Annotated in this window: 23 protein-coding genes, 1 tRNA gene and 1 pseudogene; 12 read left to right on the top strand and 13 right to left on the bottom strand. The window is 73.8% G+C overall.

Going from position 1 to position 19,858, the window contains the following annotated elements; all coding sequences use genetic code 11:
- Positions 1-192: 192 nt before the first annotated feature.
- The 3 genes from GA0070609_RS02580 to GA0070609_RS02570 all read right to left on the bottom strand — a co-directional run bounded on the left by GA0070609_RS02580 (position 193) and on the right by GA0070609_RS02570 (position 3,871).
- A complete protein-coding gene (locus tag GA0070609_RS02580) occupies positions 193-1,743 on the bottom strand; it encodes a cobyric acid synthase (protein WP_088992307.1) in 1,551 nt (516 codons plus the stop codon).
- Positions 1,740-2,738 (bottom strand): cobalamin biosynthesis protein, encoded by a 999-nt coding sequence (locus GA0070609_RS02575; protein WP_088992306.1) that lies wholly within the window; start codon positions 2,736-2,738, stop codon positions 1,740-1,742. Before GA0070609_RS02575 ends, GA0070609_RS02580 begins: the two co-directional genes overlap by 4 nt.
- Positions 2,739-3,001: 263 nt before the next feature.
- Entirely contained in the window at positions 3,002-3,871 is an 870-nt protein-coding gene (locus GA0070609_RS02570; RefSeq protein WP_088992305.1) for a single-stranded DNA-binding protein, read from the bottom strand.
- A gap of 364 nt (positions 3,872-4,235) precedes the next feature.
- Here GA0070609_RS02570 and GA0070609_RS02565 point away from each other — a divergent pair, with 364 nt between their 5' ends.
- Both GA0070609_RS02565 and GA0070609_RS02560 read left to right on the top strand, forming a co-directional pair.
- Positions 4,236-4,661: an HPF/RaiA family ribosome-associated protein gene (locus tag GA0070609_RS02565; protein WP_088992304.1), complete on the top strand. Its 426-nt coding sequence runs from the start codon at positions 4,236-4,238 to the stop codon at positions 4,659-4,661.
- 101 nt (positions 4,662-4,762) lie between these two features.
- Positions 4,763-5,812, top strand: a complete 1,050-nt coding sequence (locus tag GA0070609_RS02560) for an alpha/beta hydrolase (protein WP_088992303.1) — start codon at positions 4,763-4,765, stop codon at positions 5,810-5,812.
- A 36-nt stretch (positions 5,813-5,848) separates the two neighbouring features.
- Here GA0070609_RS02560 and GA0070609_RS02555 read toward each other — a convergent pair whose 3' ends face one another.
- Positions 5,849-6,541, bottom strand: a complete 693-nt coding sequence (locus GA0070609_RS02555; protein WP_088992302.1) for a hypothetical protein — start codon at positions 6,539-6,541, stop codon at positions 5,849-5,851.
- A 168-nt stretch (positions 6,542-6,709) separates the two neighbouring features.
- Here GA0070609_RS02555 and GA0070609_RS02550 point away from each other — a divergent pair.
- Positions 6,710-6,785 (top strand) — tRNA-Arg (locus tag GA0070609_RS02550).
- A 64-nt stretch (positions 6,786-6,849) separates the two neighbouring features.
- On the opposite strand, the pseudogene GA0070609_RS35135 reads toward GA0070609_RS02550, so the two are convergent.
- Positions 6,850-7,320 (bottom strand): annotated as a pseudogene (locus tag GA0070609_RS35135) (site-specific integrase); the annotation flags it as partial.
- A 58-nt stretch (positions 7,321-7,378) separates the two neighbouring features.
- The gene (locus tag GA0070609_RS02540) at positions 7,379-7,690 is read right to left on the bottom strand and encodes a tyrosine-type recombinase/integrase (protein ID WP_088992301.1); all 312 of its coding nucleotides are present in this window, start codon (positions 7,688-7,690) and stop codon (positions 7,379-7,381) included.
- Between the two features lie 216 nt (positions 7,691-7,906).
- Between GA0070609_RS02540 and GA0070609_RS02535 the strand changes: the two genes are divergently transcribed.
- Positions 7,907-8,518, top strand: coding sequence for a hypothetical protein (locus tag GA0070609_RS02535; RefSeq protein WP_088992300.1), 612 nt, complete (start codon positions 7,907-7,909; stop codon positions 8,516-8,518).
- 122 nt (positions 8,519-8,640) lie between these two features.
- On the opposite strand, the gene GA0070609_RS02530 is transcribed toward GA0070609_RS02535, so the two are convergent.
- Together GA0070609_RS02530 and GA0070609_RS02525 are read right to left on the bottom strand one after the other, a co-directional pair.
- Positions 8,641-9,195: a GrpB family protein gene (locus GA0070609_RS02530; RefSeq protein WP_157748039.1), complete on the bottom strand. Its 555-nt coding sequence runs from the start codon at positions 9,193-9,195 to the stop codon at positions 8,641-8,643.
- 119 nt (positions 9,196-9,314) lie between these two features.
- Positions 9,315-9,743 (bottom strand): YybH family protein, encoded by a 429-nt coding sequence (locus GA0070609_RS02525; protein WP_088992298.1) that lies wholly within the window; start codon positions 9,741-9,743, stop codon positions 9,315-9,317.
- Between the two features lie 66 nt (positions 9,744-9,809).
- On the opposite strand from GA0070609_RS02525, the gene GA0070609_RS02520 reads away from it, so the two are divergent.
- Positions 9,810-10,151, top strand: a complete 342-nt coding sequence (locus GA0070609_RS02520; RefSeq protein ID WP_231928506.1) for a winged helix-turn-helix transcriptional regulator — start codon at positions 9,810-9,812, stop codon at positions 10,149-10,151.
- 226 nt (positions 10,152-10,377) lie between these two features.
- On the opposite strand, the gene GA0070609_RS02515 is transcribed toward GA0070609_RS02520, so the two are convergent.
- Positions 10,378-10,968, bottom strand: coding sequence for a dihydrofolate reductase family protein (locus tag GA0070609_RS02515; RefSeq protein WP_088992296.1), 591 nt, complete (start codon positions 10,966-10,968; stop codon positions 10,378-10,380).
- 167 nt (positions 10,969-11,135) lie between these two features.
- Complete coding sequence (locus GA0070609_RS02510; RefSeq protein ID WP_231928505.1) at positions 11,136-11,372, bottom strand: GntR family transcriptional regulator; 237 nt, start codon at positions 11,370-11,372, stop codon at positions 11,136-11,138.
- A gap of 177 nt (positions 11,373-11,549) precedes the next feature.
- Here GA0070609_RS02510 and GA0070609_RS02505 point away from each other — a divergent pair, with 177 nt between their 5' ends.
- The gene (locus GA0070609_RS02505) at positions 11,550-11,813 is read left to right on the top strand and encodes a hypothetical protein (RefSeq protein WP_088992294.1); all 264 of its coding nucleotides are present in this window, start codon (positions 11,550-11,552) and stop codon (positions 11,811-11,813) included.
- A 35-nt stretch (positions 11,814-11,848) separates the two neighbouring features.
- Entirely contained in the window at positions 11,849-12,949 is a 1,101-nt protein-coding gene (locus tag GA0070609_RS02500; protein WP_197700208.1) for a PLP-dependent cysteine synthase family protein, read from the top strand.
- Between the two features lie 78 nt (positions 12,950-13,027).
- Here the strand turns inward: GA0070609_RS02500 and GA0070609_RS02495 are convergent, their stop codons facing one another.
- Together GA0070609_RS02495 and GA0070609_RS34755 are read right to left on the bottom strand one after the other, a co-directional pair.
- Positions 13,028-13,897 (bottom strand): alpha/beta fold hydrolase, encoded by an 870-nt coding sequence (locus GA0070609_RS02495; protein WP_088992292.1) that lies wholly within the window; start codon positions 13,895-13,897, stop codon positions 13,028-13,030.
- Between the two features lie 45 nt (positions 13,898-13,942).
- Entirely contained in the window at positions 13,943-14,068 is a 126-nt protein-coding gene (locus GA0070609_RS34755; RefSeq protein WP_269459268.1) for a hypothetical protein, read from the bottom strand.
- Positions 14,069-14,204: 136 nt separating this feature from the next.
- On the opposite strand from GA0070609_RS34755, the gene GA0070609_RS02490 reads away from it, so the two are divergent.
- The 5 genes from GA0070609_RS02490 (at position 14,205) to GA0070609_RS02470 (ending at position 18,995) form a co-directional block, all read left to right on the top strand.
- A complete protein-coding gene (locus GA0070609_RS02490) occupies positions 14,205-15,017 on the top strand; it encodes a class I SAM-dependent methyltransferase (RefSeq protein ID WP_088992291.1) in 813 nt (270 codons plus the stop codon).
- Positions 15,018-15,135: 118 nt separating this feature from the next.
- Positions 15,136-16,314: a sensor histidine kinase gene (locus GA0070609_RS02485; RefSeq protein WP_088992290.1), complete on the top strand. Its 1,179-nt coding sequence runs from the start codon at positions 15,136-15,138 to the stop codon at positions 16,312-16,314.
- Positions 16,304-17,506 (top strand): hypothetical protein, encoded by a 1,203-nt coding sequence (locus GA0070609_RS02480; RefSeq protein WP_088992289.1) that lies wholly within the window; start codon positions 16,304-16,306, stop codon positions 17,504-17,506. The genes GA0070609_RS02485 and GA0070609_RS02480 overlap by 11 nt, the downstream gene beginning before the upstream one ends.
- The gene (locus tag GA0070609_RS02475) at positions 17,479-18,192 is read left to right on the top strand and encodes a response regulator transcription factor (RefSeq protein ID WP_088992288.1); all 714 of its coding nucleotides are present in this window, start codon (positions 17,479-17,481) and stop codon (positions 18,190-18,192) included. Before GA0070609_RS02480 ends, GA0070609_RS02475 begins: the two co-directional genes overlap by 28 nt.
- 74 nt (positions 18,193-18,266) lie before the next feature.
- The gene (locus GA0070609_RS02470) at positions 18,267-18,995 is read left to right on the top strand and encodes a hypothetical protein (protein WP_088992287.1); all 729 of its coding nucleotides are present in this window, start codon (positions 18,267-18,269) and stop codon (positions 18,993-18,995) included.
- Here the strand turns inward: GA0070609_RS02470 and GA0070609_RS02465 are convergent.
- A complete protein-coding gene (locus GA0070609_RS02465; protein ID WP_088992286.1) occupies positions 18,877-19,857 on the bottom strand; it encodes a GlxA family transcriptional regulator in 981 nt (326 codons plus the stop codon). The two genes, GA0070609_RS02470 and GA0070609_RS02465, sit on opposite strands and share 119 nt — an antisense overlap.
- Position 19,858: the final 1 nt, after the last annotated feature.

Below are 19,858 nucleotides of genomic sequence, written 5' to 3'. Positions count from 1 at the left end.
CGGGCTGGTGTGGGGTCCGCGCTCGTCTGGGGTCCGCGCTGGTGTGGGTCCGCGCTGGTGTGGGGTCCGCGCTGGTCTGGGTCCGCGCTGGTGTGGGTCCGCGCTGGTGTGGGGTCCGCGCTGGTGTGGGGTCCGCGCTGGTGTGGGGTCCGCGCGACGTCTGCCCCGGCCGCCGCACGGGCGGGCGGCAGGTCAGTGGTCGGCGCCGGGCGGGGCGCCGGGCGGGATGAAGGGCAGGCCGGGCGGCGGCCCGGTCTCGACGAGCCGCCAGAGGGCGTCGGTGTCCAGGTGTTCCTCGACCAGGTCGCCGAGCAGGTCCAGGGAACGTTCCCGGGCGGCGGCGAACGAGGTGCCCGGCGCGACCCGGAAGCCGTGCCGGCCGGCCAACCGGGCGGCCTCGGTGAGGAACCGGCGGCGGAACTCGTCGGACTCGAACGCGCCGTGCCAGTGGGTGCCGTGCACGGCACCGGCGACGGCCCCCTCCGCGGTGCCGTCCGCGTAGGTCAGCAGCGGGGTCAGGCCGGGTTCGGTGGATGAGACGTAGCCGTGGTGGATCTCGTAGCCGCGCACCGGCACGTCGGGGTTGGCCATGCCGACGGACTGCCGGACGGTCTTGCGCGGGTCGAAGGTGATCTCGACGGGCAGCAGGCCGAGGCCCGGCACGCTGCCCCGCCGGCTCTCCACCGGGTCGTGGATCGCCTGGGCCAGCATCTGGAAACCGCCGCAGATGCCGAGCAGCGGCTTTCCCGCCGCCACGTGCGCCAGCACGGCGTCGGCGAGCCCGGTCTCCCGCAGCCAGGCCAGGTCGGCCACTGTCGACTTCGAGCCGGGCAGCACGACCAGGTCGGCGGCGGCCAGCTCGGCCGGTTCGACGGTGAGCCGGACCCGTACGCCCGGCTCGGTGGCGAGCGCCTCCACGTCGGTGGCGTTGCTGATCCGAGGCAGCCGGACCACGGCCACGTCCAGCCAGTCGGTGCCGTGCGGGGCGGCCGGCCGCCCGAGCACCCGGCCGTAGGCGAGCGAATCCTCGGCGTCCAGCCACAGGTCCAGCGACCAGGGCAGCACCCCGTACGTCGGGCGGCCGGTGACCCGGTGCAGCATGTCCAGCCCGGGCTGGAGCAGCCCGAGGTCGCCCCGGAACTTGTTGATCACGAAGCCGGCGATCAGCGCCTGGTCAGCCGGGTCGAGCAGGGCGACGGTGCCGAACATCGAGGCGAAGACGCCGCCCCGATCGATGTCGCCGACCACGATGGTGGGGAGGTTGGCGTGCCGGGCCAGCCCCAGGTTGACGTAGTCCCCGGCCCGCAGATTGATCTCGGCTGGGCTGCCGGCGCCCTCGCAGATCACCACGTCGTAGGCGGTGCGCAGCTCGGCGAGCGCCGCGTACGCCGTCTCGGCGAGCCGGGGGCGCAACTGGCGGAAGTTGCCAGCGGTCACCGTGTCGACCGCCTCGCCGAGCAGCACCACCTGACTGGCCAGGTCGCTGCCGGGCTTGAGCAGCACCGGGTTGAACCGCAGGTCGGGGGCGAGACCGCAGGCGGCGGCCTGCATCGCCTGCGCCCGGCCGATCTCGCCGCCCCGGCCGTCCGCCCCGACCACCACGGCCGAGTTGTTGGACATGTTCTGCGCCTTGAACGGCGCCACCTTGACGCCCCGGCGGTGCAGCCACCGGCAGATGCCCGCGGTGAGCACGCTCTTGCCGGCGTCCGAGGTGGTGCCGGCGACCAGCAGCCCCCCGCTCACCGTGCGCTCCCCCGCCCGCCGAACACCCGGCGCCCGGCGGCCGTCACCAGCCGGCCCACGGTCAACGGGTACGCGGCGGCCAGCCCCAGCGCGGCCAGCCCGACCGCGCCGGAGATCCGGGCCGCCCGCCTCAGGTGCCGGGCCTCCGGTCGGGGACCGTCACCGAGGAACGGGCGCACCTCCGAGCGCCCGAAGTAGACGTTGCGCCCACCCAGCCGTACGCCGAGCGCCCCGGCCATCGCCGCCTCGCACTGCCCGGCGTTCGGGCTCGGGTGGTCGTTGCGGTCCCGCCGCCAGACCCGCCAGGCCCGGTCCCGGTCGCCGCGCCCGACCGGTGCCAGCGCGACGGTCAGCAGCCCGGTCGCCCGGGCGGGCACCAGGTTGAGCAGGTCGTCGAGGCGGGCGGCCGGGGTGCCGAACCGGGCGTAGCGCGGCGAGCGGTGGCCGACCATCGCGTCGAGGGTGTTCGCCGCGCGGTAGCCGAGCAGGCCGGGCAGCCCGGCGACCGCGCCCCAGAGCAGCGGAGCGACGACCGCGTCGGAGGTGTTCTCGGCGACCGACTCGACCGTGGCGCGGGCCAGTTCCGGCTCGTCGAGCGCGGACGGGTCCCGCCCGCAGAGATTGCCGAGCCGCTGCCGGGCAGCCGGCAGGTCACCGTCACGCAGCGCGCGGCCCATCACGGTGGCCTCGGTTCGCAGGGTGCGCCCGCCGAGCACGGTCCAGGTGCCGGCGGCGACCAGCACCGCCCGGGCCACCGGCCGGCGTCGGGTGGCGATCGTGGCGGCCGCGCCGAGCAGCACCGGCACGCCGACCGCCACCGCCGTGAACGCCGCGCCGCTCGGCCGGTCCGGTCGGTACACCCGCCGTTCCAGGGCGCCCGCCGCGCGGCCGAAGCCCGCCACCGGGTGCCACCGCCGTGGGTCACCGAGGAGCGTGTCCAGGGCGTATCCAGCGGCCAGTCCCACCGCGTTCGCCACCGGCGCAGCCTGCCGCACCCGTCACCACCTCCGGCCGGCCAGCCTAGACCAGGCCCACGCTCCCACCCTCGCCCCGCGCACCCGCCCGACACGGGGCGGCCGGGGGCACTGCCGCGACTTACGGGAAGTTGGGGTGTCCGAGCTTGCCGGACACCGCTACATCCCGGATGTCGTGCCTGCCCCGACCGGCCGGCGGCGCGGAGGTGTGGCCGAAGCGGGGTGGCGACGGTGGACCGTCGGCACTCCGCCCCCCGTCGTCGGGACACCTCCGCGCCCCGTGCTCACGCCGGCTGCGGCACCCGGCCCCGACCCCGTCGACCCCGCCCGCCGGAAGCGGTCTGCGGGGTCTCCGGCGCCGGCCCCAGCTCGCCGTCGGGTGCCTCGTCCTCGCCGCCGAGCGGCGCCAGCTCGTCGGCACCACCGGCCGGGCCGTCGTCGGCGCCCAGCGGCCTGGTACCTCCCGCGCCGCCACCCAAGCCGTCGACGGTCAACTCCACGCTGCGGGCGCCGGCCGCCGGACCGTCGACCGTCGGCCCGGCTTCGCCCAGCCCGTCGTCATCGTCGTCCGCCCGCTCGTCGAAGGGGTCGAGCGGCCCGGCGAAGGTGGCGTCGGTGGGCAGGTCGCGACCGGGCCGGGAGGTGGTGAACCCGGACAGCTCGAAGTCGTCGTCGAGCGGGCGCTCGTCCGGCCGGGCGGGCGCCTCGCCGGTCGGCACCGGCTCGGTCGGCTCGCCGTGCACCCGCTGCTCCGCCTCGGCGTCCTCGACCGTGCTGGTGGTCAGGCTGGGCCGGTTACGCAGGAAGCGGCCCCGGCCCCGGGACAGGTCGTGCCCGACCGCGACCGCCTCCAACTCGTACAGCGTGCGGTGGTTGCCGGCGTCGTCGGTCCAGTCGCGGGTGTAGAGCCGGCCGCACACCACCACCGGGTCGCCGACCATCACCGAGGCGGCCACCCCCTCGGCGAGCTTGCGCCAGCAGTTGACGCGGACCCGCAGGCTGTTGCCGTCGACCCAGCGGCCGCTGTCCCGGTCGAGCCGGCGGGCGGTCGAGGCGACCTTGAAGTTGGCCACCAGGGTGTTGCTCTGGGTGGTGCGGCGCCACTCCGGCGCGGTCAGCACGTTGCCGACGATCGTGACGTACGTGTCGAACATCGTCCCTCCAGGGGAGATCAGGCTTGGCATGGCGAGTCGACTCGTGCCGAGCCTGGCCCGGCGCTCCGCCCGGCGCCGGCCCGTGCCGCCCGCCTGTGGACAACCCGACCGGCTGTGGACAACGCCCCGATCAAGCAGGCGGTGTGCTAGGGCCGAGCGGCCCGGGCACGACGCCCGGCCGGCCCTGGGCCGGCGGTGATCACGGTCGGACGATCGAGGTGCGACAAGCGTCGCGTTCCGGACGGAGCGCGGCGGGGTATGGATTTGATCAACCGCACCGCCGACAGCACGACGTCGAACGAAAGGTCAGCGCCATGATGACGACCACCATCCGTTCCGCCCGCGTCCCCGGCCAGGTGCGGCGATGAGCGCCGTCACGAACCCCGCCACGGTGGCCGGGTGCCTGCGGGTCGGCGCCGGGTTCTCCCAGGGCGACCGGAACTGGATCGTCGAGCAGTTCGCCACCCTCGACGCCCGGCTGGCCGCCTTCCACGCGGACGCCACCGAGCTGGAGGTGTCGGTGAAGGACCGGGACTCCCGAGGCCAGAAGGTCACCCTGGAGTGCTGGATCGCCGGCCGGCAGAAGATCGTCACCACCTCGGCCGAGGAGGACCTGCGGGCCGCGCTGAACGACGCTCGCGACGACCTGCGGCGGCGGCTCAACGACGCGAAGACGAAGCAGGAGCCGCGACACAACAAACACGTCCGGGAGATCGGCCAGCCGGGCCAGCGGGCCGGTGAACCGGCGGGCGACCTCGACCTGGCCCGCGCCGACGCGGAGACCGCCTGAGGCGTACGCGCCGCGTCCCCGTCCGCCGGGTGCGGGCGGACGGGGACGCGGGAGCGCCCGAGGGCTACCGCCGGGTAGCTTCCGGGCGTACCGTCACCGGCGTGGAACCGGACGTGCTGGGCCCGCCGTACGAGCGGCAGACGATCGACCTGGGCACCGACGACGAGGGGCCGGTGGTGGCCACCCTGGTCCGCCGCCGGGCGGAGCGCCCCACCAGGCGCGCCGTGCTCTACACGCACGGCTTCACCGACTACTTCTTCCAGGCCCACCTCGGCCACTTCTTTGCCGAGCGGGGGTGGGACTTCTACGCGCTCGACCTGCGCAAGCACGGCCGCAGCCTGCTGCCGCACCAGACCCCGAACTTCTGCCGGGAGATCGGCGACTACTTCCCGGAGCTGGACGCCGCGGCGAAGATCATCCGCGACGACGACGGGCACGACACCCTGCTGGCCATGGGCCATTCCACGGGCGGGCTGGTCATGCCGCTCTGGGCGCACGCCCGGCGGGACGCCGGGATCATCGACGGGGTCTTCCTGAACAGCCCGTTCTTCGACCTGAACGCGCCCTGGCTGCTGCGGCGCCCGCTCGCCGCGGCCGCCGCGCGGCTGGGCCGCCGGGCGCCCCGCCGGGTCCTGCCGTTCGGGCTCGGCACCGTCTACAGCGAGACCATCCACGCCGACCACCGCGGCGAGTGGCAGTACGACCTGGAGTGGAAGCCACTCGCCGGGTTCCCGGTCCGGGCCGGCTGGCTCAACGCGATCCGCACCGGCCAGCGGCAACTGCGCGCCGGGCTGGACATCCAGGTGCCGGTACTGCTCGCCTGCTCGACCCGCTCGTTCAAGGGCACCCGGTGGCACGAGTCAGCCGCGCTCGCCGATGCCGTGCTGGACGTCGAGCACATGGTCCGCTGGGCGCCCCGGCTGGGCCGGCACGTCACCGTGGCCCGCTTCGACGGCGGCATGCACGACCTGACGCTCTCCGGCCCGGCCGTACGGGAGCAGGTCTTCGCCGAGGTGGGCCGCTGGGCCGAGGCGTTCCTCGGCGCCGGGCCGACCGACGTACGCCCGGAGCCCGTCGACGCCGGCGTGCCCGGCGGCCGGCGACCGGCGGACGAGCCGGACCCGGCGGACGCGGCCGCGCAGAGCGGCTGACCGCCCGGGCGGGACCGACCGGCGGACCGGGTGTGCTCAGGCGGGGCCGGGCGCCGCCGGGAGGGCGGCCCGGATCCGGTCGAAGGTCGCCACCGGGTGCCCGCGCACGGTGGCCGGCAGGACCAGACCCAGGCAGTGCAGCGCGACCTCGCCGGCGGCGTCGGCCTGCACGCCGAACACCGGCGCGCCGACGTAGCCGGGCGGCAGCTCCGTGGTGATCCGGACGGCGTCCCCGGAGCGCGCCACCTGCTCGATCGCCACCTCCAGCGGCCGGGACCCGTCCTCGCGGACCCCGTTTGCGAGCACGAACGCGGACCCCGGCTCCGCGCCGATCCGGGCGACCACGTCGGCGCCGGCCGCGACGCTCTCGGCCACCTGCTGGGTCCGCCACCGCCAGCCGGCCCGCCGCGCGTCCTCGTGCAGGCCGGCGGTGGGCAGGATCGCGACGCCGAGTTCGGTCCGGTGCAGCCAGGACTTCGGCGCCGGCACGACGTCGCCGGCCGCCCCCGCCGGCTCGGTCAGGCTCGCCCGCAGGCCAAGCTCGCCCAGCGGCGCGTCGGTGAGCGCGTCGGCGGTCAGCAGATACTCCCCCGCCGAGTCGCGGAAGAAGAACGCGGTGCCGGCGGTCGCCGGGACCTGGCCGATCCCGCGGAACGGCAGGATGGCGCGGCCGACGAGCTGGCACAGCTCGTAGGCGACCTCGTTCTCGACGTCCGGGTCAAGCAGCACGAGGCCGAGGGTACGGATCGGAGGCGCCTTCGTGGGCGGCGGGCCGGAATCCGGGTGCCGCCGGCCGCGAGCACGTGCGACGCTGATCGGCGGCGTGGCCACCCGGGCACCCGTTCCACCGCTCGCGCCGGGGGCGGCGGTACCCTTCTGGCGCGACGACCACAGCATGCGCCCGTAGCTCAGCGGATAGAGCAGGGGACTTCTAATCCCAAGGCCGCAGGTTCGAATCCTGCCGGGCGCGCCACCACCCCGAGCACCTTCATCAGGGTCCGGGGCGAGGCACCGGAGTCGAGCAGGAAGGTCGCGCAGGCGTGCCGTAGGTCGTGCGGCCGCAGCCAGTCGAGGCCGGCAGCCGCCCGGATCTTGTGCCACGTCCGGTCGATGTGGTCCGGGTCCATCGGCGTACCGACCTTGGATGGGAAGACCAGACCGTGATCCTGCCACCGCTCCCCCGCCGCCAACCGGTCTGCGGCTTGCTGCCGGCGATGCGCGCGGAAGAGGGCGAGGGTCTGCGCCGGCACCGGAACCGTCCGCCGGGACCGCTCCGTCTTGGGCGCCACGAGCTGGAGGCGACCCTCTGCCCGCTGCACGGTTTGCCGAACGGTCAGCGTGCCGGCATCGAAGTCGATATCCGACCAGGCGAGCCTGAGCAGCTCCCCGCGACGAAGGCCCACCGTCAGAGCGCAGACGTACAAGGCTTCCAGGCGGTGACCCCGCAGCACATCGAGCAACCGCTTAGCCTCGTTCACGCCCAGGGCGCGACGCTCGATCTGCCTCATGGCCGGCGGGCGGACCGACTTGGCGGCGTTGCGGTGCACCAGCTCCTCCCGCTCCGCGTCACCGAGTGAGTTTCGGATCAGCCCGTGGATGTGCCGAACCGTCGTTGCCGAGAGACCGCCGTCGGTCTTCTTGGCCCAACAGGCGGCGGATGACGGTCGGCGGCAGCTTGTCGAGTGCCAGCCGGCCGAGCGACGGGCGGACGTGGTTCTCGATGAGCTTCCGGTAGCCCTGCAACGTGGACGGGCGCGTACCGTCCCGCTTCTTCATCAGTAGCGACTCGTCCAGCCACTCCCCGACCGTCCGGGGCGCGGCGGCGAGGTTCTGCCCCTGCTCCTGGCGGCGGCGAAGGTCGGCCAGCTTGTCGAGCACTTCCCGCTCCGTCTTGCCATAGACCCACTTCCGCGACCACCTGCCCTCGCCCAGCCCACATCAAGGCCGGCCCGGCCCCGGCCTGCTGGCGACCTTCGGCCGGCATCGGCCGGGCCGGCCGGCCACGCTGACGGACGAGTCATGGCTCAGAGTCGTTGGCAAAATCGGGGAACGAGGCGCGGATCATCTCGTTCTGGTCTCGTGTTGAATGCGGGAATGGCGTTGACCATCGGATCCGCGTTCACGATCCCCGGCTATACCACCATGGCAGCGCCGGACTACGACATCGAGTGCGACGCAACCGTGTACGCGGCAGATGGTGTGGTGGGATACCCCGCCTTCTGGTGGCACTACCTGTCGGGACCCCTGGGTGCCTACCCGGAGTCGGAGACCGCCTTCGAGGTGCAGGCCGCTGATTACAACGCGATGGGCGCCGTCCTGGACGACCCCGAGCGCTGGCCGGTCATTTCGGTTCAGCTCGACGGAGAAGCGTGGCTACGGATCGTGTACCGCAACATCGAGGATGGGGCTGGACTCGACTTCGTGGAGCAGCGGCCGGGCCGGCCGGCAGAGGTGGTCACCTCGGTCGAGGGCCACGGCTTCACGTCCGCGATGACCTGGGCGGAGCTGCTTGCCGCGGCGGCGCTGCCGGATGAGCGGCTGACCTGGGCGCAGCGGCTCATCCTGATGTTGCCCATGCTGGGTCCGCAGGAACTATCCGAGGACGCCGAGGAGATTTTGCGCGGGGCAATGGAGGGGATCGGCGCAAGAAACCGGTCGGCCCTGGCAGCGGCCTTGCTCGACGCCCTGGACTGGCGTACTCACTAGCTGGAGCCTAAAGGACCTCGGGGCTCCGCCCCGAACCCCGGCCCTCCTCAGAGATCCGCCGAAGAAGCGACGGCCAGTTGGTGGGATAGACCTGACGAGCCAACGCGCCCGTACAGCCAGTTCTAGCCCTCTGCCGACTGGTGCCTTGCCGCTCGCCTCCACAGGTGGGCCTCAGCCAACAACTGCGTCATCACTTCTTCCTTCGCGGCGCCGTACTGGGCCCGGCTGTGGGGATGCAACTGGGCCGCACGCCTCTTTGCCGCCTCATAGCGGCGGGCAGCGTCGGGGTTGGCCGCGAGGTAGGCGCGAAAGACTCGATTCGCTTCTGGTATCAGCGACGTGACGCCGAAGACGTGCAGGTGGTGGCTTCGCTTCCCCGCGGTGTCCTTCGCGAAGAACAAGTGATCATCGTCCTCCGGGAAGGCCATCGGACGGTAGACGTACCCCAACTGCTCGAGTGGCCGGAGGTCGGCGACGACCGCATCGACCTCAGGCACTACCGCCAGGATGTCAATGATGGGCTTGGCCGCTAATCCGGGGATGCTGGTGGACCCGAAGTGCTCGACGCTCAGCGCCGCAGGCAGCGCCTCCGACAACAGCCGTTGTTCGACCGTGAATCGCCCCGACCAGGCCGGGTCGTGAGGCACCACCTCGACTACGGGCGCATCGTCCTTCACGTCGGCCACGGTAGCGGCTCGATACAGCCATCCGTACGGTCAAGCCCGCCCGCCAATGCCGACGCTCGCCGGCAACGACGGACGGGCTACTCGCTACGCGAGCCTGCGCCGCTCTACCGCTAACCGTGGTGAGTCTCCGGTTCGGCGGTGCCGAACGGGTTGTCGATGATGTACCGCCAGCGGCCGTCGGGGCCGCGGCGGGCGACATCGGTGGCGGTGCCTTCAATGTGTACGGGTCGGCCGTCGCAATCGGTGCCGTCAATGGTCCAGTCGACGATGAGCAGGGCGATGTCGTCGGCCACGTAGACGTGGCGGGGCCGCACCTCGATGGGGAGCCCGAGATCGAGGAAGCGCTGATTGGCCGCGATCCGGGCGGCGCCGGTGACGGGCTGGCCCGGGACGGTGACGAGTACGCCTCCGGGTTCGTAGACCTGCTCGACCGCCGCGACGTCCCGCGAGTTGAAGGCGCGGGCGAACACCGACGGGTGCTGGGCAGCGTTGTCGCTGAGCGGGACACTCTTGGAGTGGGTGTTGAGATCGTGAGCCATGTCGACAGTCAAGGTGCTGCTCGCGAAGGTAACCAAACGGTGAGGGGCGGCTGGGATCGTGACCTGGTGCCGGACCAGCGAGGCACCACCCGTCGGCCGGAGCCCGACTGCCCCGTCGAAGTCGCGCTGGCCGCGGTGAGCGGCCGGTGGGCCACCCTGGTGCTGCGGGAATTGATGCACGGCCCCCGATCGTTCGGCCGTCTTCAGGCAGCGCTGCCCGACCTGAGCGCCAAGGTGCTCAGCGAGCGGCTCGCAGCGCTGACCCGGCAGGGCCTGGTCGAGCGCGAGCGCTCCCGCACCTTCCCGCCGAGTACCTGCTACCGCCTCACCCGCGCCGGTACGGAGCTGCGCCCGCTGCTCGTCGAGCTCTACCGGACCGGGGACGCGCTCCTGCGCGAGCGGGCGTGACGCGCGGTGAACACCTGCCGCGTGCCAGCGGGAAGGCGTGGCGGGTGGGGACGGATACGGGACGCTCCTGAGCCGGGGTGGCTCGCTCAGGCTTCTGTCCGCCGCACGCGGCCGATGGCCGACCAGATGTTCGCCACAGCCGACTGACCACCGGAAACCGGTCCAGCCCCCACCAGGAAATCACCGGGAACCTGGCGGGGCGGACCAGTGACGCGAGGTGATCCTGTCAGGCGGTCGGGCGGTACGTCGCGATGATCACGCCGGTCGTCGTCGGCACGGTCTCGACCAGCTCCAAGGTGCCGTACGCGACCTCCCCCTCGGCGAACAGCTTGCGGCCGGTACCCAGCACGAGCGGGTGGATCGACAGCGTGTAGACGTCGACGAGGCCCGCCCTGGCCAGTGACCGCACCAGCTCGCCGCTGCCGAGCACGACCAGGTCGCCTTCGACGTCCCGCTTGAGCGCGGCCACGGCTTGCGTCACGTCGGCCGCCAGCAGGGAGGAGTTCTGCCACGGCAGCGGCTCGGCCAAGGTGCGTGAGGCGACGTACTTGTGCTTGCGGTTGAGCACCTCGGTGTACGGGTTGCTGTCAGTCTGCTTCGACCAGAAGCCGTGGAACTGCTCGTAGGTGCGGCGGCCGAACAGCATCACGCCGTCGTCGCTCATGCCCTTGCTCATCGTCTCGGCCATCACCTGGTCGGCATACGGGTGCGCCCAACCGCCGTGCCGGAAGCCGCCCCGCGTATCCTCGTCGGCCCCGCCCGGTGCCTGCATCACCCCGTCGAGCGTCACGTTCTCAACGACCACCAGCTCGCCCATCGCGGTCTCCTCGCGTGCAGGGCCAGCCCGTCGCCGGCCCGTCACCAGCTACACGACCGACCCGCCGCCGAATCGACGACGCCGTGAGAAATTCCGGGGCTGTGGCAGAGCGTCGCATCGGCCACCCAGGCACGATCAGCGGGCTGAGGCACCACGTGGGACGGTGGTCAGTCGGCCCGCTCGGCGACGAAGGTTCCCCGGGCGTGCACCGTGACGACGAGTCCCCGATCGCGCAGCTCACGCATGGCCATCCGCACGGTCCCACGGGCTACGCCGTACGTCTGCTGCAAGTGGAGCTCGCTGGGCAGCGGCTGCCCCGGCCGCAGCTTGCCTTCTTCGATCTGCTTGGCGAGCAGGTCCGCCAACTGCCGATAGAGCGGCACGTTGGACAGCGGGCTCGTCATGGCCGGCAGCGTAGACACGCACATGATCTGTACGTGTGCAGGGTTGTCCAGTATCTAGACGTCTAGCATCTAGACGTATAGAGGCTGTACGTTTGATCCAGGACAGAACAAGACGGCCCTCGGGCAGCGACGCAACCGCTGACCGAGGGCCTTGATCGCCTGACCAGGAGGCGACCCGTGCGAACCCTACCCACCCTGCCCGCCTGCGAAGAACCCGCGACCGTCCGCATCGAGCTGTACAGCGCCGACTCCCTGGACGCCTGCGCGTACACCTGCATCGCGCACGCGGTCCACGCCACCGCCGCCATCGCGCGGGTCGGTCTGGACGCCCATCCGGTCGGCATGGCACCGGACCTGGCGGGGCCCTGCGGCCACCTGCACGTCTATCCGACCGGCACCCTGGCCGACGCCCCGCCGCCACCGTCCGGGACCCTACGATGACGTACGTCGGAATCGATCTTCACCACGGGAGCGCTGTGACTGATCCTGACGGCTCGACCCACGCTGAAACCCGCCGATGGGCGCAGCAGGCGTTGGCGCGGCTGCGCGAGGAGGCCGCCGCGGAGCCGCCCATTCCGTTGCGCCGCTACCCGCTGCCGGAGTCGTGGCGGGTCTCGCTGTACTTCCGGGACGAGTCGCTGCGTCCCACCGGGAGCCTCAAGCACCGCCTGGTCCGGCGGCTGATGGAAGACGCGGTCGTCCGGGGCGACATCCGGCAGGGCAGCACAGTCGTGGCGGCGAGCGCCGGTAACGCCGCGATCGCCACCGCCTACTTCGCCCAGCTGATCGGCGTACCGTTCATCGCCGTCGTGCCGGGCCGGACCTCGCCGGCGAAACGGCAACGGATCGAGCGTTACGGCGGCCGCTGCCAGGCGTTCGATCCGCCCGCCGCAATCTACGACGAGGCGGTCCGGCTCGCCGCCGAGGTCGACGGCCACTACCTCGACCACCTCGCCTCGGCGGCGCAGGCGGAGGACTGGCGCGGCCCGGACAGCGTCGGGGCGGCCCTGTTGGCGCAGGTCCGCACGCAGGAGGGCCAGGCTGCCGCGTGGGTGGTCATGGGCGCCGGCACCGGATCGACCAGCGCCACGGTGGGGCGGCACATCCGCTACCACTGCCATCCCACCCGGCTGGCGCTGGTGGACCCGGAAAACTCGGCGTACTGGCCCAGTTGGGTCACCGGCTACGACGGCTACGGCACCGGAATGCCGTCCCGGATCGAGGGCATCGGCCGGCCCCGGGTGGAGCCGGCGTTCCGGCCCGAGGTCATCGACCTGGCGATGCCCGTACCGGATGCGGCGAGCCTCGCCGCCATGCGTCACCTGGCGGCGACCACCGGTTGGTCGGTGGGCCCCTCCACGGGCAGCAACTTCTGGGGTGCCCTGCGCATCGCCCACCGCATGCGGCAGGGCGGCGAGTCAGGCAGCATAGCCACGCTGATCTGCGACGGCGCCGACGCCTACCGCGGCACCTACTACGACGGCGGCTGGATCCGGCAGAGGTCACTCGATCCGACCCCGTACACCGAGACGATCGACCGCTTCCTCACCGACGGCCGGTGGGCCGAGCCCTCCTGACCGCGCTTCGACAGGTGCGCGGGTCTGCCACGATCCGCGCACCTGCCGAAGACCGTACGGCGAGGCCGAGCGCAGGCGTCACGCGTTGTCGAGGACCTCGCGCAGCTTGGCGGCGAACGCCTCGGGTTGGCCGGCGTAGCCGAACTCGCCGCCGAGGAAGCCCCCGTGGTGGCTGGGGAACACGACCGTCCGCTGGCCGAGCAGTTCGGCGGTGGCCCCCGCGGTGCGTCCGGTGAGGACGTCCCCGGTCTCCTCGCCGACGGCGATCAGGACGCGGGTCGGCGCCGCGGCCAGCGCGGCCAGGTCGGGACGGTAGCTGCTGACCGCCCAGGACCGGTCCGACAGGAGCGGATCGTCCCGGGAGCCGTCGTCCTCACTGGGCATCCCGAACTGGCCCGGGTCCGGTGCGGGCTGGGCGAAGTAGTCGGCGGTGAACTCGCCTTGCCAGGACGTCATGGCGATGAAGGCCGCCATGCCGGCGTTCGACCCCTTGGCCTGGTACACGTCCCGAACGCCGTCGCGGGCGCGTACGGCGGCCTCGGCATCGGGCAGCAGGGAGATCAGTGGTGGCTCGTGGGCCACCAGGGTGGTCACATCGTGGGGAAAGGCAGCCACCAGCGCCAGCGCGGTCACCGCGCCGCCGCTGCTGGCGAACATCTCGACCGGCCCGGCTCCCAGCGCCTCGATGACGGCGTGCACGTCGGTGGCCTGGACGGTGGGGTCGTTGTCGTCCCGGCCGTCCTTGCGGCGGCTGCGGCCGAGCCCGCGCGGGTCGTACGTGACCACCGTGCGGTCGGGGAAGTACGACGCCAGGGTGGCGAAGCCGTTGGCCTCCATCGGCTGGCCGATCATGAACAGCGGTGGGCGTCCGTCGGCCGGCGGCAGTGGGCCGCGCACGTCGTAGACGATGTCGACCTCGGCGGTCTCCAGTGTGTGCGTGTTCGTCATGACGTGTCGACCCCTCCCGTGGTGAAAACTCATCGGCCCCGACTATCAGTGCCATGACCAGTTGGCCACCAGCCCGGCGCAGCAGGCGACCGGCGCCAGGATCAGCAGCACGGCCAGGGCCAGGTTCGCTCCCAACTGGAGCCCGTCACTCAGCCCGTCGTCCTGGCGCACTACCCGAGTATGCCGGCCGGCCGCGCGGGAACGCCGGCAACCCGGACGGCGACGCCGGGCGCGGACCAGGAACGGGCCGGGCCGCGGTGAGACAAACCGGGTGACGGGCCGGCGCGAATACGTCCACCATCGACGGATGCCGGACCATCGACCTCCAGAGCCGCACATCGTGCGCTACTACACGGACGTCTTCGTCGAGGCGGACCGGCTGTCCCGTGCACCACACGGGCGGCTGGAGGCGCTGCGTACCCGCGACCTGCTGGCCCAGCTGCTGCCGCCGGCGCCCGCGATGGTGCTCGACGTCGGCGGTGGCCCCGGCGCGTACGCCGGCTGGCTGGCCGACGCCGGGTACCAGGTGCACCTGGTCGACCTCGTTCCGGCGCACGCGGCGGCGGCCCGCCACGTGCATCCGGCGGTGACCGTGGCGGTCGGTGACGCGCGGCGGCTACCGCTGGCCGGCCGGTGCGCCGACGCGACCCTGCTGCTCGGGCCGCTCTACCACCTCACCGAACGCGCCGACCGGGTGGCCGCGCTGGGTGAGGCGCTGCGGGTGACCCGGCCGGGTGGCGTGGTGGTCACCGCGACGATCAGCCGACACGCCCCACTGATGGACCTGATCCGGCAGGGTCGGGTCGACGATCGCACCCGTCCCGCCCTGCTCGCCACCTACGGCTCCGGCGTCAACGATCCGGTCTCCGGTTTCACCACCGCCTACTTCCATCGCCCCGCGGAGCTGGTTGACGAGTTCCGCGCCGCCGGCCTGCCCGGGCCGGAGCTGTACGGCGTCGAGGGACCGCTCTGGCCGCTGCTGCCGCTGGCCGGCGGTGCGGAGACCGACGGCAGGCTCTTCGCCGAGGTGCTGCGTTGCGCGGCCCTCGTCGAACGCGATCCCGAGGTGCTCGGCGCCAGCGCGCACCTGCTGGCCGCGGCGCGGGTGCCGCGAGGTTGACCCGGCGGCGACACGCCGAGCACTGACGGTGACGCGGCCGGAGCCCGTGTTATTCTCCGGCGTCTATCTCCGCAGCGCGGGCCCGGATCGGGTCGTTGTCGCAAAGGACTCCTCCCCGATGTCGGCCCTTACCACTCCGACCCCGCCGCCGGCCCTGCTGGACAATCCGGCGGGCGGCGCGTTCACGCTCATCTTCACCACGATCCCGGCGCTGCTCCGGCTGACCTGCGGGCTGGTCGGTGCGGCGGTGGCGCTCGCGGTCCGCACCCCGCCGGTCGAGCCGACGCTGCTGGTCCCGGCGGTGGCCGGGCTGACCGCCTGGTCCGTCTGGTACGCCGTGCGCGCGCTGCGGCACGGCGTCACCGGGCCGCTGGTCGCCGGCGACGTGGCGCTGACCACCGCCACCTGCCTGGCGATCCCGGTGCTGGTGGCACCGGAGGTGCTGCCCGGCGAGGGGAGCTGGGTCGCGGTGCTGGCCAGCACCACGGTGATCGGCGCCCAGGCCACCGCGCCCGCGCGTTGGTCGATCCCGGCCGGACTGCTGGTCGCCGCCGGCTACGCGGTCGGTGCGGCCACCGCCGGCAACCCCGACGAGGCGAGTGCGCACGCCGGCACCCTGTTGGTGCAGACGGCCTGCGCAGCGATGATGACCGCGGTGATGCGGCGCCGGATCGGCCGGGCCGACCGCGGCTTCGCCGAGCACCAGCGGTTGACCCGGGAGACGCTGGCCGCCCGGACCGCCCGGGACGCCGAGCGGCGGCAGAACCGGGACCTGCACGACACGGTGCTGGCCACCCTCACCATGGTCGGGCTGGGCGCGGTCGCCGGCCCCTCGGCCGGGCTGCGCGAGCGCTGCGCCGCCGATCTGCGTGTCCTCACCACGCTCGCCGGCGCGCGGTCGGCACCGGACGCCGGGCCGGTGTCGCTGGACGATCGGCTCGGGGTGGTGCTCCGCCGGCTGCCCGAGCTGCCGGTGACCGCCGACCTGACGCCCTGCGTGGTGCCCGGACCGGTCGCCGAGGCGATCGCCGAGAGCGCGTACGCCGCGCTGTCCAACGTGGTCCGGCACGCGCCCGGCGCCCGCGCCACGCTCCGGCTGGAGCGGACGGCCGGCACCGTCGCGGTCGAGGTCGCCGACGACGGCCCCGGCTTCGACCCGGAGCGGGTGCCGGCCCACCGGTACGGCCTGCGGGAGTCGGTGCGCGGCCGGATGGCGGGCGTGGGCGGGCGGGCCATCGTCGACTCCGCGCCAGGCGCCGGCACCCGGGTCCGGCTGGAGTGGTCCGATGTCCACTGACACCGCTCAAGCCACGACGGCCGATCCGACAAGCACCGGGTCGGTCGGGCCCCCGGTGGCCGGGCCGGTGGCGGTCGAGTCGCGGCAGGCGGCGGCCGCCGTGGGCAGCGCCTCCGACCGGGGCGCCCGGATCGTGGTGGTGGCGATCGCGCTCGCCTGGCACGCCGCGATCGGGCTGCCGGCGGTGCTGGCGGCCCGGGCCGACCTCGCGGCCCCGGCGGTGGTGGCGGCCGGCTGGCTGGTCGTCGCGGCGACCGGCGCGCTGGCCGGCGTACGACTGCTGCGCGGCGCCCCGCTGCCGGCCTGGCCGCTGGCCGCGCTGCTGCTGGTGGTCGACGTGGCGGTCTTCGCGGCGGCCGGCGAGCGGCAGCTCTTCACCGCCGCCAACTGGGTCTGGGGCACCCTCGGCTGGTTCTTCGTGCTGGTCCTCTGGGGACGGCGGGTGATCGGCCTGCTCGCCCTGCTGGCCGCGCACTCGCTGATCGCGTTGGCCGCCGTGCTCGGCCACGACGCGACCGCCCCGGCCGACCTGGCCCGCTACGCGATGTACGTCTACGGCACCCTGTCGCTGCCGGTGGCCGTCTTCGTGGGCGGCGCGGTGATCGCCACGCTGGCCCGGGAGCGGGCCGCCTCCGCCGCGGCGGCACATGCGATGGCGGCGGAGCGGGACGCCGCCGAGCGGGCCCGCCGGGACCGCCGGGACCGGTTGGCGCTGGTCAGCGGGACCGCCGAGCAGGTGCTCGCCGAACTCGCCGACGGGCGGGCCGACCCGGCCGACCCGGACGTGCAGCGCCGCTGCGTGCTGGCCGCGGCCCGACTGCGCCGGCTCATCGCCGAGTCCGACGACGTGCCCGACCCGCTGCTGCACGAGCTGCGGGCGGCCGCCGACCTGGCCGAGCGCGGCGGCCTGCCGATCGACCTGGTCACCATGGGCACACCACCGCCGCTGCCGGTGGAGGTCCGCCGACGGTTGGTCGACCCGCCCACCGCCGCCCTGGCCGGCGCCCGCGACTGGGCCCGGTTGACCGTGGTCGCCGGGCCGGAGGAGGTGGTGGTCAGCCTGGTCACGCCCGACCGGGCCGGCCCGGCCACCGGGCCGCCGCCGGCCTGCGGCGACGGTGGCGACCTGGTGGAACTGCGCTACGAAGACGACGGGGAGATCACATGGACGCAGACCCGGTGGCGCCGGTGACCGGCGAGCGACCGGTGGGCGTGGCGATCGTCGACGACCATCCGGTGGTGGTCGAGGGGGTACGGGCCTGGCTGGCGACCGAGCCCCGGCTGACCGTACTGGCCACCGGCGACGACCCGGACGAGGTGCTGCGGGCCGCCCCGACCGCCGACGTGGTCCTGCTCGACCTGCGACTGCACGGCCGGATGGCGCTGGACAAGGTCGCCGAGCTGAGCGCGGCCGGCCGGCGGGTGGTGGTCTACTCCGAGCACACCGACCCGGAGACCATGCTCGCCGCGCTGGACGCGGGGGCGGTGGCGTTCCTCGCCAAGCACGAGGGCCGGGAGCACTGCGTGGCCACCGTGCTGGCCGCCGCCAGCGACCGCCCGTACGTGCCGCCGGCACTGGCCGGGGCGATCGTCGGCGACGCCCGCCCGGACCGGCCGGTCCTGTCGGACAAGGAACGCGAGGCGCTGCTGCTGTGGTTCCAGTCGATGTCGAAGGCCTCGGTGGCCCGCCGGATGCGGATCAGCGAACACACGGTCAAGCAGTACGTGGACCGGGCGCGGATCAAGTACACCCGGGCGGGGCGGCCGGCTGCCACGAAGGCGGCGCTGCTCGCCCGGGCGATCGAGGACGGCCTCATCCGGCCGGAGGAGATCGGCATCTACCGGTCACAGGCGTCCTACGACCGGCCGACCCCCTAACGGGTGTCATGACACCGTGGTCCGGTTCGGCGACGCTCGGTGGGTAAGGCCGTCTGCTCCGGGAGATCCTGACCATGCACGACGACGCGTCCCCCTTCTTCATCGGCCCGCATCGGTTCGACGCGCCGGACGACGACGTCGCCCCGGTGCTCGACCGGCGCCACGAGCTGGTGCCCGAGCCGGGCGAGCGGGTGCTGTGGCGGCACCGGCTGCACGCCGCCGGCTACCTGCTCGGCCCGACCGAGGCGTGGCAGCGGTGGGCGCTGCCGGTGCCGGTGACGGTGACCGTCACCGACCGGCGGATCGCGTACGCGGGCGGCGGGTGGCAGCTCGCCGTGGTCGGCGGGGTGCGGGACACCGCCCGGCACCGCCACCGGGTCCGGACGCCCGGCCTGGTCAGTGGTCAGATCCGCTGGCAGTGGCCGTCCCGGCTGGAGCTGGTGCCGGCCGGGCCGGACCGGCCGGCCGAGCTGCTGGTGGTCTGCGACGCGCTGCGCACCATCTGGCAGCCGGCGCTCGCCCTGGCCGGCCCGGCCGACGAGGTCACCGAACTGGCCCGGCAGGTACGCCGGTCGGTGGCGACGTTCCGGCTGACCCGGCCGCAGCTGGTCGACCTCTCCCCGGCCGAGCGGGACGTGCTGCGGCTGCGCGCCGGCGGCGGGCCGCTGGCCGGCGACGGACGGATCACGCTGCCCGGGTCGCTGCCGGTGGAGTTCCGTTCCCGGGACGACTACTACCACCCGGCGGGCGCGGGCTCCGGGTCGCCCGGGCCCGCAGCCGGCGCAGCATGCGGGCGTCGGTGAACCCGACCGTGCGGGCCGCCGCCTCCACGGTGCTGCCGTGCCCGATCAGGTGCTCGGCGCGCTCCACCCGCAGCAGCTGCTGGTAGCCGAGCGGGGTCAGCCCGGTGGCCTGGCGGAACAGCCGGGTCAGGGTGCGCTCGGCGACCCCGCCGGCGGCGGCCAGTTCGGCCAGCGGCAGCGGCTCGGCGAACCGGGAGTCGATCAGATCCTGCACCCGGTGCACCGCGTCGGACAGGTGCGAGCGGTACCGCATCATGGCGCTGGCCTGCTGCTCGTGGCCGTTGCGGCGGGCGTAGACGACCATCGTCCGGGCGATCCGGGCGGCCGCCGACGGGCCGTGCCGGGTGGCCACCAGGTGCAGCGCCACATCGATGCCGCTGGCGATGCCGGCCGAGGTGACCACCCGGTCGTCGACCACGTAGAGCACGTCGCGGACCACCCGGGCCGCCGGGAACCGCCGGTCCAGGTCGTCCTGCACGTCGTGGTGGGTGGTGCAGCGCCGGCCGTCGAGCAGGCCGGCCCGGCCCAGGGCGTACGCGCCGGCGCAGACGCTGGCCACCGTGCCGCCCCGGGCGTGGTGCTCGGCCAGCCGCCGCAGGTCGTCCGGCCCGACCGGCCCCTGCGGGCCGTGCGCGCTGGTCCGCCACCCGGGTACGACCACCAGGTCGTCGCGGGTCAGCTCGGGCCAGTCCAGCCCGGCCACCAGCGGTACGCCCTGCACGGTCGGCACCTGCGGCCGGTCGGCGACGTAGTGCAGCCGGTAGTCGTACCCGAGGTCGGCGGCGGCGGAGAAGACCTGGGCCGGCCCGGCGAGGTCCAGCAGGTGCAGCTGCGGGACGAGCAGGAAGACGACCCGGGCCACG

Origin of the sequence: Micromonospora echinaurantiaca (assembly GCF_900090235.1) — a bacterium.
In the GTDB taxonomy this organism is placed as follows: Bacteria; Actinomycetota; Actinomycetes; order Mycobacteriales; family Micromonosporaceae; genus Micromonospora; species Micromonospora echinaurantiaca.
The sequence above is the reverse complement of the archived record's forward strand: the minus strand, read 5'-3'. Positions and strand labels throughout refer to the sequence as shown.

What these genes read in the sequence shown, in the direction of transcription:
- GA0070609_RS02525 (WP_088992298.1), bottom strand. Translation starts at nt 9,743, where the DNA reads ATGGCTCACGATCTCAACACCCACTCCAAGAGTGTCCCGCTCAGCGAC.
- GA0070609_RS02570 (WP_088992305.1), bottom strand. Translation starts at nt 3,871, where the DNA reads ATGTTCGACACGTACGTCACGATCGTCGGCAACGTGCTGACCGCGCCG.
- GA0070609_RS02475 (WP_088992288.1), top strand. Translation starts at nt 17,479, where the DNA reads ATGGACGCAGACCCGGTGGCGCCGGTGACCGGCGAGCGACCGGTGGGC.
- GA0070609_RS02565 (WP_088992304.1), top strand. Translation starts at nt 4,236, where the DNA reads ATGAGCGCCGTCACGAACCCCGCCACGGTGGCCGGGTGCCTGCGGGTC.
- GA0070609_RS02485 (WP_088992290.1), top strand. Translation starts at nt 15,136, where the DNA reads ATGTCGGCCCTTACCACTCCGACCCCGCCGCCGGCCCTGCTGGACAAT.
- GA0070609_RS02470 (WP_088992287.1), top strand. Translation starts at nt 18,267, where the DNA reads ATGCACGACGACGCGTCCCCCTTCTTCATCGGCCCGCATCGGTTCGAC.
- GA0070609_RS02480 (WP_088992289.1), top strand. Translation starts at nt 16,304, where the DNA reads ATGTCCACTGACACCGCTCAAGCCACGACGGCCGATCCGACAAGCACC.
- GA0070609_RS02535 (WP_088992300.1), top strand. Translation starts at nt 7,907, where the DNA reads ATGGCGTTGACCATCGGATCCGCGTTCACGATCCCCGGCTATACCACC.
- GA0070609_RS02495 (WP_088992292.1), bottom strand. Translation starts at nt 13,897, where the DNA reads ATGACGAACACGCACACACTGGAGACCGCCGAGGTCGACATCGTCTAC.
- GA0070609_RS02510 (WP_231928505.1), bottom strand. Translation starts at nt 11,372, where the DNA reads ATGACGAGCCCGCTGTCCAACGTGCCGCTCTATCGGCAGTTGGCGGAC.
- GA0070609_RS02515 (WP_088992296.1), bottom strand. Translation starts at nt 10,968, where the DNA reads ATGGGCGAGCTGGTGGTCGTTGAGAACGTGACGCTCGACGGGGTGATG.
- GA0070609_RS02490 (WP_088992291.1), top strand. Translation starts at nt 14,205, where the DNA reads ATGCCGGACCATCGACCTCCAGAGCCGCACATCGTGCGCTACTACACG.